At 61.1% G+C, this 12,503-nt stretch carries 9 protein-coding genes; 6 read left to right on the top strand and 3 right to left on the bottom strand.

Features of this window, described 5'->3' with window-relative positions; translation table 11 throughout:
- The first annotated feature begins 51 nt into the window (after positions 1–51).
- The 5 genes from ASILVAE211_RS18130 to yghU all read left to right on the top strand — a co-directional run bounded on the left by ASILVAE211_RS18130 (position 52) and on the right by yghU (position 4,671).
- Positions 52–984: a dihydrodipicolinate synthase family protein gene (locus tag ASILVAE211_RS18130; RefSeq protein WP_227322767.1), complete on the top strand. Its 933-nt coding sequence runs from the start codon at positions 52–54 to the stop codon at positions 982–984.
- Between the two features lie 75 nt (positions 985–1,059).
- The gene (locus tag ASILVAE211_RS18125; RefSeq protein WP_227322766.1) at positions 1,060–1,833 is read left to right on the top strand and encodes a LamB/YcsF family protein; all 774 of its coding nucleotides are present in this window, start codon (positions 1,060–1,062) and stop codon (positions 1,831–1,833) included.
- A 1-nt stretch (position 1,834) separates the two neighbouring features.
- Positions 1,835–2,773: a 2-hydroxyacid dehydrogenase gene (locus ASILVAE211_RS18120; RefSeq protein WP_227322765.1), complete on the top strand. Its 939-nt coding sequence runs from the start codon at positions 1,835–1,837 to the stop codon at positions 2,771–2,773.
- 11 nt (positions 2,774–2,784) lie between these two features.
- Positions 2,785–3,729, top strand: a complete 945-nt coding sequence (gene speB / locus ASILVAE211_RS18115; RefSeq protein WP_227322764.1) for an agmatinase — start codon at positions 2,785–2,787, stop codon at positions 3,727–3,729.
- Positions 3,730–3,828: 99 nt separating this feature from the next.
- Positions 3,829–4,671, top strand: a complete 843-nt coding sequence (yghU, locus tag ASILVAE211_RS18110; protein WP_227322763.1) for a glutathione-dependent disulfide-bond oxidoreductase — start codon at positions 3,829–3,831, stop codon at positions 4,669–4,671.
- Positions 4,672–4,673: 2 nt separating this feature from the next.
- On the opposite strand, the gene ASILVAE211_RS18105 is transcribed toward yghU, so the two are convergent.
- Positions 4,674–5,447, bottom strand: coding sequence for an SDR family oxidoreductase (locus ASILVAE211_RS18105; RefSeq protein ID WP_227322762.1), 774 nt, complete (start codon positions 5,445–5,447; stop codon positions 4,674–4,676).
- 93 nt (positions 5,448–5,540) lie between these two features.
- Here ASILVAE211_RS18105 and ASILVAE211_RS18100 point away from each other — a divergent pair, with 93 nt between their 5' ends.
- Positions 5,541–6,131, top strand: a complete 591-nt coding sequence (locus tag ASILVAE211_RS18100) for a TetR/AcrR family transcriptional regulator (protein ID WP_227322761.1) — start codon at positions 5,541–5,543, stop codon at positions 6,129–6,131.
- 83 nt (positions 6,132–6,214) lie between these two features.
- Here ASILVAE211_RS18100 and ASILVAE211_RS18095 read toward each other — a convergent pair whose 3' ends face one another.
- Both ASILVAE211_RS18095 and ASILVAE211_RS18090 read right to left on the bottom strand, forming a co-directional pair.
- Positions 6,215–10,339 carry a Hint domain-containing protein gene (locus tag ASILVAE211_RS18095; protein ID WP_227322760.1) on the bottom strand — a complete coding sequence of 1,375 codons (4,125 nt, stop codon included), beginning with the start codon at positions 10,337–10,339 and terminating at the stop codon, positions 6,215–6,217.
- A gap of 411 nt (positions 10,340–10,750) precedes the next feature.
- Positions 10,751–12,025, bottom strand: a complete 1,275-nt coding sequence (locus ASILVAE211_RS18090; RefSeq protein WP_227322759.1) for a porin family protein — start codon at positions 12,023–12,025, stop codon at positions 10,751–10,753.
- Between the last annotated feature and the right edge of the window lie 478 nt (positions 12,026–12,503).

Below are 12,503 nucleotides of genomic sequence, written 5' to 3'. Positions count from 1 at the left end.
CATCTCAGCGCACCCCTATGTTCAACTATGCCGCATCAACGGATTAATCCCATGGGCAAAAGCCATATCAGTGAGACGACGCGCGGCGTCTTCATCATCTCTCCCACCCCTTTCGATGAGAGAGGCGCTGTCGATACGGGCAGCATCGACAGCCTCGTCGATTTCTATCTCGAAAGCGGCGTCGACGGCATTACCATCCTGGGCGTGCTGGGAGAGGTGCAGAAGCTCTCCGCCGTCGAGCGCAACGACGTCATGACGCAGGTTCTGCGCCGGGTCGACGGACGTGCCCAGATCGTGGTCGGCGCCAGCGCGCCCGGCACCGACAATCTGGTCAGCTTCGCGAAACAGGCCATGGATATGGGCGCCGCAGGCCTCATGATCGCGCCGGTACCCGGCCTCAAGACCGATGATCAGGTCTATGGCTATTGGGCGCATCTGCTGGCGCAGCTCGGACCGGATATCCCGGTCTGCTATCAGGACTATCCGCAGACGACGACGGTGGTGACCTCGGTCTCCGTGCTCAATCGCCTGATCGATGAATTCTCGAACTTCGTCATGCTGAAGCATGAGGAATGCCCGGGCCTGCCCAAGATCACCAAGCTGCGGGAGCGTGCGGCCAAGGAAGGGCGGCGCCGCGTCTCCATCCTCGTCGGCAATGGCGGGCTCTATCTGCCGCAGGAATTGCGGCGCGGCGCCGACGGCGCGATGACCGGCTTTGCCTATCCCGAAATGCTGGTTCAGGTCTGCGCCAAATTCTTCGCGGGCGACGTGGAAGGTGCGGAAGACCTGTTCGACGCCTATCTGCCGGTTCTGCGCCACGAACAGCAGCCGGCCTTCGGCCTTGCCGTGCGCAAGGAAATCCTGCGCCGCCGTGGCGCCATCCGCTGTTCCAACCTGCGCCATCCCGGCCCTGGTCTGACAACCGCAGATCATGCCGAGCTCGACAGCCTGCTCGCACGGCTGCATCGCCGCCTGGCCGCCTGAGTCTTTGAACAGAGCCGAGGCCGATATTACAACCAGGGCCTCGGCTCCATCGTCCTGGGCAAGGAAAGACATGGCATGAAACTGGACCTCAATTCCGACCTCGGCGAAAGCTTCGGCGCCTGGACCATGGGCAATGACGAGGCGATGCTGGATATCGTCACCTCAGCCAATATCGCCTGCGGCTTTCATGCCGGCGACCCGTTGGTGATGCACAATACAATGGTCGCCGCCGGACAGCGGGGCGTCAGCATCGGTGCGCATCCGAGCTTCCTCGACCTCTGGGGTTTCGGCCGCCGCCCTATCCAGGGTGATCGTCCCGAGGATATCGAGAAGATGGTCATCTATCAGATCGGTGCGGCAGCCGCTTTGGCCCAATCCGTCGGTCTGCGCCTTGCCCATGTCAAAACCCATGGCTCGCTCGGCAATATGGCGATGGTCGATCCCGATCTGGCACGCGCTGTCGCACGGGCCACCCGCGCGGTAGACCGCGACCTTATCCTGGTCGTGATGCCGGGGCTGGCGCTTGAGAAGGCCGGACTCGCCGAAGGGCTGCTCGTGGCACGCGAAATCTATGCCGACCGTACCTATGATGATGACGGCAATCTGACCTCGCGCAAAAAGCCGGGTGCGGTGATCGAGGATGCTGATTTCGCGACCAAGCGCATCCTGTCCATGCTCGATGACGGCGCCATTACCACCGTCACTGGCAAGCGCCTGCCCGTTTCCATCGATACCATCTGCGTGCATGGCGATAATGCCCATGCCGTTGCAATGGCATCCTCCCTGCGCGGCGCGCTCGAAACGGCCGGCTGCACCATTGCCCCCTTCCCCAGCTTCTTGCGCGCCTGAAATGTCAAAATCCGTTCTTCTCTATGTCTGCCCCACCGTGCCGGCTGAGCCTTGGGTAAAAGCCTTCGCCGAGAGCTTGCCCGATGTCGAAATCCGCGTTTGGCCCGATATCGGCAATCCTGCCGAGGTTACTTATGCCTTCGTCTGGCATCCACCTTCTGTGTTGTTCACACAACTTACTAGCCTGCGCGCTGTCTTCTCACTCGGCGCGGGCGTCGACAAGCTTCTGGCCAATCCGGAGCTCCCACGCGACGTGCCGTTGATCCGCATGGTCGACCCCTCCCTTGGTGCCGATATGGCGATCTTCGTCGCCATGCAGGTTCTGCATTATCACCGCCGCATGCCGGAATTCGCGGCCTTCCAGCGCGAGCGTCTTTGGCGCGCGCTGGATGTGCCAATGGCACATGAACGCCGTGTCGGTATCCTGGGCTATGGCGAGATGGGCGCGCTCTGCGCCGACCGCCTGCGTTCCTTCGGCTTCAATGTCGGCATCTGGTCGCGACGCCCACGCAGCGACGCCGGCCTGCGCTGCTTCGCCGGACTGGAACAACTGCCTGCCTTCCTGGCCGAAACCGATATTCTGGTCTGCCTGCTGCCACTGACCCCGGAGACCAGGGGCATTCTCAATGCGGCCGCCTTCGCCGCCATGCCGCGCGGCAGTTTCCTTATCAATGTTGGACGCGGACCCCATGTGGTTGAGAATGACCTTCTCGCCGCACTGGACAGCGGCCAGATCGCCCATGCAACGCTGGACGTCTTCGTGCAGGAACCGCTGGCGCAGGAACACCCCTTCTGGGCTCATGAACGCGTGACCGTGACACCGCATGTCGGCGCGCTGACCCAGCCGCATACCGCCGCCGTGATGATCGCCGACAATATCCGCCGCGATCTCGCGGGCGAAAGTCTGCTCAATACCGTCGATCACGCCCTCGGCTACTGAGAGAACCCTCCATGTCCGTGCTTCCCGTCAATTCCCTGGAAACACCGCGCTTCTGCGGCATCCCGACCTTCATGCGATTGCCGCAGGCCACAACGCTGGAAGGCCTGGACGCGGCCATCATCGGCATTCCGTCCGATTCCGGCGCGCCCTTCCGCACCGGCGCGCGCTTCGCGCCCAATGCCGTCCGCCAGATGTCGATCATGCTGCGGCCGATCAATCCCTATCGCGGCAATATCAATGTTTTTGAAAAACTGAAGATTGCCGATGTCGGGGATTGCAACACCGTTCCCGGCTATGAAATCCAGTCGCTGGAACGGATCGAGCAATCTGTCGCCGCGCTCGTCAAGGCTGGCATCGTGCCTTGCGGTATCGGCGGCGACCACTCGGTCACGCTCGCAGAGCTGCGCGCGGTTGCAGCCAAGCACGGTCCCGTCGCGCTGATCCAGTTCGATTCCCACAGCGACACCTGGGACAAATACTTCGCCGAGCAGCGCTACAGCGCCGGCACGCCCTTCCGCCGGGCGGTTGAAGAAAACATCGTCGATCCGCATCACTCCATCCAGATCGGCCTGCGCGGCTCCCTGTTCCGGGAGAGCGACATCACGCAGTCCCTCGATCTCGGTTACGAGGTCGTGACGACGGATCAGATGTTCGAAATGGGCATTCAGGCGCTGGCGGATCGCATCGCCACCCGCACCGCCGGCAAGCCGGCTTTCATCACCTTCGACATGGATTTCGTCGATCCGGCCTATGCGCCGGGGGTGGAGACCCCGGAATGCGGCGGCCCGAGCGCACGCGAATCCCTCCAGCTTCTTCGCGCCATGCACGACATCAACCTCGTCGGCTGCGACGTTGTCGAAATCAGCCCGATGTATGAGGGACCAGGGCAGATCACCTCCCTCCTCGGCGCGACGGTGATGGCGGAACTGCTGGCGCTGCTCGCGACCAGCCGTTAGCCGGTCTGGCGCTCGCCGCCCAGCGATGGGATAGTTGGCGGGACTGTGCGCCGGCGGCATCCGTGCCGTTGGCCCCAACCGGCAAGAAAGTCGAGCGCAATGACCGAATCTGCCCCCTATACCCCACCCAAAGTCTGGACGATGGAAGCGCCGTCAGGCGGCGCTTTCGCCAATATCAACCGCCCCGTGGCCGGCCCGACGCATGAGAAGGCGTTGCCAGTCGGGGAGCACCCGCTACAGCTTTATTCGCTGGCGACACCGAACGGCCAAAAAGTGACGATCATGCTGGAGGAGCTTCTCGCTCTCGGCCTGACCGGCGCGGAATACGATGCCTGGCTGATCCGTATCAACGAGGGCAGCCAATTCTCGAGCGGCTTCGTCGCGGTCAATCCGAACAGCAAGATCCCGGCCCTGCTTGACCGCAGCACTGAACCACCGACCCGCGTTTTCGAATCCGGCTCCATCCTGCTGTATCTCGCTGAGAAATTCAGGGCCTTCCTGCCGAAGGATGCGGCTGGCCGGACCGAGACCCTAAACTGGCTATTCTGGCAGATGGCCTCGGCCCCCTATGTCGGCGGCGGTTTCGGGCATTTCTACGCCTATGCGCCGGAGAAGTTCGAATACCCGATCAACCGCTTCACGATGGAGACGAAGCGGCTGCTGGACGTGCTGGACCGGCAATTGGCCGAACACCCCTATATCGCCGGCGCCGAATACACCATTGCTGATATCGCCATCTTCCCCTGGTTCGGCGCGCTGGTGCTGGGCCAGCTGTACAACGCGGCTGAGTTCCTGGCCGTGCAGGACTACAAACATCTCGGCCGCTGGGTTGCCGAAGTCGCGGCCCGACCGGCCGTCACCCGTGGCCGCCGCGTCAACCGCGTCTGGGGACCGGAGGAGGAACAGCTCGCGGAACGCCACGCCGCGTCGGATCTCGGGTAAAATCAGCCCCGATAAGCGGGCGCGCCAGCCGGTGCACCCGTGGCACCGCCATCGACGACGATCTCGGAACCGGTGATGTAACGAGACTCGTCAGAGGCCAGAAACAGCGCTGACTGCGCCAGTTCATCGGCCTCGCCGAAGCGGCCGAAGGGAATAGCGCGCGAAATCCGCGCTTCCAGTGCCGCATAGTCATCCGCGGTCGGCGCGCGGTTGTCCCAGATCGGCGTGCGCGTGCCGCCCGGTGTTACCTGGTTCACGCGAATGCCGCGCGGCGCGAGGTCGGTCGCGAAATTGCGTGTCATGGCACGAACGCCGGCCTTGGTGGCAGCATAGCCGGCGCTGTGCGGCATGCCGAGGACGGCGTGAACCGAACCGTTCAGGATTACCGAACCATTGTCAGCAACATAGGGGAGCGCGGCTTGCACCGTGAAGAAAACCGCCGTCAGATTAGTACGGATGATCTGGTCGAACTGGGCGAGCGTCGTCTGACCCAAAGGCGTCGCACCGCCGATACCGGCATTGGCAAAGACGATATCGAAGCGGCCGAGGGTTTTGCCCGCTTCCGTTATCCCCTGCTCCAGCGCCTCAATATCGGTGACATCGGCCTGAATGGCGATCGCACCATTGCCAATCAGCACAACAGCGTCATCCAGCCGCTTGCGATCACGCCCGGTAATCGCGACGCGGGCGCCTTCGGCGGCAAACATCTTCGCGGTGGCAAGACCAATACCGCTATTACCGCCGGTAATCAGGGCCGTCTTATTGGCTAAACGCATGGCATAATTCCTTGTCTTGGGTCATATAAAGATTATGTTCGTAATCTATTCTTGAAGATTATATTCATAATCTTCTTTGTCAAGGATCTTCCCATGGGACGTTCCCAGGCTGCCAAGGCCGAGACGCATGACCGCATCGTCCAGATCGCGTCGGAACGTCTACGGGCGAATGGACTGGATGGCGTCAGCGTCGCCGATCTGATGAAGGAAGCCGGTCTGACCGTCGGCGGCTTCTACAAGCATTTTGCGACGCGGGAGGATCTGGTGGCCGAGGCCGTGACCGTCGGCCAGGGCAATTGGCAGAAGCGCATCGCCAATGCAGCATCGGAAGCGGACAAGCCGCAGATCGGCGAGTTGATCGAACGCTATCTGAGCCCCGCCCATCGCGATGCGCCTGCCGGCGGTTGCCTGGCGGCGGCACTGGCGGCTGAGATCGCGCGCAGTGGGGTACAGACCCGCGCGAGCTTTACGGAGGGTTTGACGAAAAGCTTCGACCTGCTGGTCGAACGGCTTCAGGCCGCTGACATGGCGGGTGATGATATGGCGTTGCGTGCCCGTGCCATCACCATCTACAGCGCACTGATCGGCGCTATCAGTTTAGCGCGCGCCGTCAGTGATCCTGCTTTGTCCACGGAAATTATGGAAAGCGCGGCCGCACAGATCAAAGCCCTGGCCGCCGCGTAGCGACGCTGCTTGGCAATGACCAGGGACATAAATGCTCTGGTGTCCATCGCAAAAGCGATGAGCACCAGAGCGAAGCGACCTTTTTAGGCCGCCGCAGTAGCGCGGATAGCCAGTTTAGCCTGACGCGTGAGCTGCGCTTTCACGCTGTCAACCTCGATGCCCGTAACCCGCAGCGGAGCGGCGCCAAGGACATCGAAGATCAGCGTGACGTCGCGCGCTTCACTCGCCCAGCTCGGATGCAGGGCGACCGGACCGTCACCATTCGCAAAAGCGTTGCGATCGCCGGTGTCGAGATAGCTCTCAGCCGGCAGGCCTTCCGCGAGAATAACATCGTGCGCCGGCAGCTCGATATGGAAGTAGGTCACGGCCGCAACGTCGATCTGGCGAATAGTCGTGCCGTTGATGAGGTGCTTGACCGGGATCAGAACGCCTTCCGCGAAGACTGCATGGTCTGGCGAGAGATAGAGATCGCGCGCCGGAATGCTCGCACCGAAAGCGTCAGCCGCGATGCGCACGGGCAGAACCTTTTCCGGCTCAGCATGGCGGCTGATCGTCACCTGGCGATGGCCGATCCAGGTGATCGGCTGCAGGCCACCCGATACCGTCACCACCCGATCGCCGACAGCCAGGGCCTGAACCGTAACGGCGCCACGATCCGTCAGGATTTCGGTGCCGGCGGCGAAGCAAGGCGCGGTGAAGACGATTTCCTCGCCCGTGCCGCCGTCGCTCACCAGCGACAGAGACGATGCCAGATCCGTGCCTGCGAAGGTGAAGGTCTCGCTGCCGGTGCCGCTGGTCACCGTCGCCACCACATTGCCGCTGACGACCGCGAAGCTTGCGGTCGACCCAGAGCCGAATTGCGTCAGATCGATACTGTCACCCGTTCCGAAGCCCGAGATGACGGCATTGGTCAGCCCAAAGGTGGCGCTGGTGACGGCTGTTTCTTGCAGCGTGCCCGAGCCGGAGAAGACGAGGCTGCCGGACATATTGGCCTTGGGCGATTGCAGATCGATCACACCGCCGTCGGTGATGACGGTTGTGCCTGTGGCTGCGGCATTACCGTTGATTTCCAGCGTGCCGCCGGAAAGAACGGTATTGCTGAGGACCGCGCCTTTCAGCGTGACGTCAATCACGCCGCCGGCAAAGACCGTTTCGCCAGTAGCGACCGGTGCAGTGCCGCTGACCGTCTGCGTGCCATAGATCTGATCGCCATTGGCCGAGCCAACCAGAAGCTCGTTGCCGCCGGCCGATATGACCGTGCCGCTATCGGTGCCGTTTACGACAACGGAGCCACCGGACTGGATGGTGGCGCTGACGATGGTGCCGCCGGCATTAACCGTCAACGTGCCGCCGTTGCTGACGGTGAGGCCGGAACTCGTGGCTCCGCTCGACACGACATTGGTGGCAGACGTGCTTCCCGAGCCAGTGCTGGAGCCCGAGCTGACGACTGTGCCGGAACCGTAGACGATCTCTTCGCCGCCGTTGCCATCGCTCTGTAGGGTCAAGGGCGTGGCCAGGCCGGTACCGGAGAAAGTGAAAGACTCGCTGACACCGCCGGCGGCAACCGTCTCCACCAGATTTCCGCTGACCACGGAGGAGGTCATCGTGGCGCCCGCACCGAAAGTCGTCAGGTCGATCACGTCACCGGAGGTGAAGCCGGTGATGACGGCGCTGACGCCGTAACCGGCGCTGACGGTGTTGGTTTCTTCAAGCGTTGCCGCACCCGAGAAGACGAGAGAGCCGAGAACATTCGCCTTCGGCGATTCCAGATCGATGACGCCGCCGCCCATGAGGACAGTCGTGCCCGTGGCGGACGCGTTGCCGCTGATATTGAGTTCGCCACCACTGGAAATGACGGTGTTGCTGACGATACCGCCTTTCAGGAACAGATCGATTGCGCCGCCATTATAGACCGTTTCACCGGTAGTGACCGCCGATCCCGCGCTGACCAGCTGCGTGCCGTAAACCTGATCGCCGGTCGCTTTGCCGGACAGGATTTCATAACCGCCAGCGGAGATGACCGCGCTGGTCTCAGTGCCGGTCGCGCTGACCGTTACAGTTCCACCGGAAGAGATGACCGTGCCGCTGTCGGTGCCGTTGATCGTCGCAGTGCCGCCCGCCAGCACTGTTGTGCTGATGATCGTGCCACCGGCATCGACCAGGACCGAACCACCGCTGGCGACCGAAAGGCCTGTGCTGGTGACACCACTGGAAACTTCGGTCACGACCGGCGCGGTCGCGCTGTAGACGATTTTTGTGCCGCTGCCGGCATCGGCCTCAGCCACGAGGTTGGATGTGACATCGCCAGCGAAGGTGAAGGTTTCGACCGCCGAACCCGAGGTCAGTGTCGCGACCGTATTACCGCTCACCAAAGAGGTGGTGAGCACGGCGCCGCTGATCGTCGTCAGATCGATCGCATCGCCCGCACCGAAACCGGAAATGACGCCCAGCGCGCCATAGCCTGCGCTGATGACCGTCGTCTCTTCCAGCGTGCCAGAGCCGATGAAGGTGAGGCCGGAAATATGAGCCTTGGCCGATTCGAGGATGACGGTGCCGCCACCGTCGATCACCGTATTGCTGGCGACCGCATTGCCGTTGATCTCAAGAACGCCGCCATTGTTGAGCGTGATATCGGTCGCGACGATACCCTTGATATCGATGTCGATGGTGCCGCCATTATAGACGGTTTCGTCGCTGATCACCGCTGTCGAGATATTGAGGAATTGGGTGCCCTCGACATAGTCGCCGGATGCAGAGCCAAGCATGGTCTCGGTGGCGCCCTGGGCGATCGTCGTGCCGCTATCGGTGCCGCCCGCCAAAACGGTCAGCGTTCCGCCGGAGAGAAGGACCGTATCAAGCGCTGTGCCACCTGCGGAGACGATGAGCGTGCTGCCGCTGGTCACCGTACCGCCGCTGGACACGACGCCACTCGTGACCGTCGCCGAGGTGACCGACGTGGTGGCGGCGCTCGGCGCAAAGGACACGCCACGGATATTGGTGTCCGCCGCTGCCGTCACCAACGCGACGAAGCTTTCATCCGTCGGCGCCGTCGTGGCGCTCAACGTGTCCTCGATGCCATAGAGATAGGTCTGGTCCAGGTCGCCGAGAGTGGAATTCGTGGCGTAAAGATAAACTTCACCACCCACGACGGTACCGGTCAGGCCGATCAGGCCCGTGGTGCCGGAAGTCGCGGTATCGGCGACAAGATTAAGGCCGTCGGACAGAGTGTAGTCCAACACCCAGCTGCCATCGACGAAGGACCATTTCTGAAGCCCGCCATCACCCAGGCCGCCGGCCTTGGGGTTGCCGCTATCAGCGACATACAGCGTATCGGCATCAGCGAAGAAATAGCTTTCGGGGCTGAGATTGACGACCGTGCCGATGTCGGCGTCATTGACGCCATTCGCATCAGCCGCTGTCAGCGTTACCGTGCCAGCGATATCGGGCAGAACTTCCGCCACGGTGTCGGAAGCCGGCAGCAGGCTGCCATAATTCGCGATTTCCGACGTGCCGTCGGTTCCGCCCTGGGTGCTGTTGATGGAAACATACAGAACGCCGTCGACGATCTGGACGTCGCGCACATCGGTCGAGGTGCTGATCGCGGTTGCCGTGCTGGCACCATCCTGGACATAGAAGACGCCCTGGGTGTCGTCACCCTTCACACCCTGGCCACCGATATAGAAGCTGGTGCCGTCGACGGTCGTGACGCTGCGGATATTGTTCGTATTGAAGACATCATAGACGGCCGTGCTGGTATCGACGGTGCCGTCGTAGCTGATATCGGCGATGACGCGTGCGACTGGCGTGTAGGAGCTGTCAAGCAGGCTGGTGGTCTGTGCCAAAGCGGCATCGCCGTAGACCGTCGCGCCGCCAGTATTGTAGGTCGCGGCGTTGACACCATAACCCCCAATGGTCAGGGACTGGCCGTCCTCGGAAAGTTGCAGATAGCCTTCGGACGAGGAACCGTATTCGCCGGAGATGGCATATTCGGTCGTCCCGTTCACGACCGTCGTGGTCTGCGGCAGAACCATCTCGCCGACGATGGTGGCGGATGTCACGCCATCGAGCGACAATTCTTCCAGGGCAATCGGCGTCGCCTGATTGTCGGTATAAGTGCCGCTGTTATTGACATCTCCAACGACACTGATGACGAGGTCTCCCGCGAGGAAGGATGTCAAGGTCGTATATTCCGTGGTCGTCGAAGACATGGGCCGCTCCATACCGATTATAGCAGTTGGCCTCCTCTAGATGACCCATAACGCCTTGAATAATGACAGTTAGAAGGCATTCCGCGCGCGCGCCGTAAGAGCAAGGATTTCCGCCAGATTACCGATACGGAAAAATCACAAATGCCGAAAATCGTTTCAAAATCGGGCACTTATGCGACATGTCGCGCGTTGGGACTCTGGCCCAGACAATGCGAACAAAATATGAACAAATTGACAAAGCACAGTTGGCGACTTCATGACAGGATAGTGCATCCGACCGGCTAAACGATGAAAGTCGGGCAGCTTCGGCCACCGGTCTCCAGCGCGTGGCAGAAAACAAAATGGGGCCGCGATCCAGCTGGATCGCGGCCCCATCTTTTGGACTAACCTAAAACTATTAGGCTGGTCAGTTTACCACTGGATCTGCGTGCCCACACCGAAAAGCTGGGACTGGATCTGGTTGTTCTGAGTACCGGCATTGCCGGTCTCGAAGTTGTATCCACCCTGCTGGCGAACACCATACAGGTAATCCGCAAAGAGATTGACGCCCGGCACCAGGGTGTAGGTCAGACCGGCGGCGACACCGGTATTCTGCTGCTGACCGGTGGTGAGACCAGCCGAGGTGATGGTGGCGCCGGAACCGGCGTCGATGCCGCCCGGCAGGTCACCGGTCTGGTTGAAGCGGAAGAAGCTGGCACCGACAACCAGCGGCCCATTGGTATACATGGCGCCGGCCAGCCAGCCGATCGCGGCCGTGCCGCCATCGGGTTCAAGCTGGAAGGTATCGCCGTCGGCCATGTTGAAAGCACCGTAGGAGGAGTTGCCGCCGACCGTAAAGCCATCAAAGCTGACGGTGGCACCGCCCGACAGGATGCTCATCTGCTTGTAGCCGGTGACGCCATCGGGATCACCCGTATTCGCGACCTGGCCTGCATTTGTGTAATCCACGCCAATCTGGACGCCGACGCCGCCAAACTTCTGGGTAAACTGACCACCGACGTCAATCATATTGCGTGGCTGCCCGCCCAGGATCGGCGTCGCGGAGGAGGTGATCGCCGGCGCATAATTGGCGGCATTCTGGTTCGGTGTAAACGCAACGGCCAGTTGCAAACCAGAGAAGGTCGGAGACAGGTAGACGATCTTGTTCGATGCCTGATCATAGGCGCTGCCGCTGTCCGGGAAAGGATAGACCGCGATGGCGGCACCGGGGATCATGCCTTCAATGTCGCCGTTCCAGCCGCCGTCATTGAAGCCTTCGAAGGTGCCCGTCTCAAAAAGCACTGAGGGGCCGTTTTCCTGACCGAAGCTGACCTGACCGAGTTGCGGCAGCCCAAGGTAGCCGTAGGCCTGGAAGACATACAGTGTCTCGCTGCTGGCGCCCTGTCCGCCATTCATACGGATTTCGGCCGCGGCACCGTAATGCAGACCATTGGCGGCGACGCCGTCGAAACCTGGGTAGAGGCGCATATAGCCGAGGAAATTATCGGTGCTGGTCTTCTGTCCAGTGGAGCTGTTGCTGTCGATTGAGGAAGACTCAATGCCCGCATACCAGTTCACGCGCCCGTTCAGTCGCACCGTGACGGAGCCGGGCGAAAGCGTTGTCGCCGTCTGCGCCTTGGCGGAAGTCATGCCAATGCCGCCCACGCCCGCAAGCACGGCGACCCCAGCTAAAAGTAATTTACGCATATTCGTCTCCTCATCTACCCAATTTTCATTCTTCTTGTGTCGTTGCGATTCCTTCACTGAAGGACCGAACGTTGGTATCACGGACAATTCGGTAGTCTCTTCCATGCTTTGTCGCAACATGGAAAACACAGGAAAACACCAAATGTGGCATGATTAACACATGCTGTTTTTGTTATAAAAGTCATGCGTAAAAATGATTTGTGCCCAAATATGCTCATATTTGCTGAAAGGCGCGCCGAGACTGACTTGTCAAATGTACCTGGAAGCGGAAAGCCGCGTCAGATCGATCACGGCGCCGTGAGTATTGCCATGCCAACGCGGTATGGCGCCGTCATGTGTCGCTGAATGCTCTAACCCGACCGATAACATGATGAGCCTGGTATTGTTCGGAACTCATCATGGATGAGCATGATAATGATGCTGTTATGCCACATGTCTTTGATGACCGTGGCTTTGCAACCGCGTCCAGATCACAGCA

This window comes from Acidisoma silvae, from assembly GCF_020618775.1.
In the GTDB taxonomy this organism is placed as follows: Bacteria; Pseudomonadota; Alphaproteobacteria; order Acetobacterales; family Acetobacteraceae; genus Acidisoma; species Acidisoma silvae.
The sequence above is the reverse complement of the archived record's forward strand: the minus strand, read 5'-3'. Positions and strand labels throughout refer to the sequence as shown.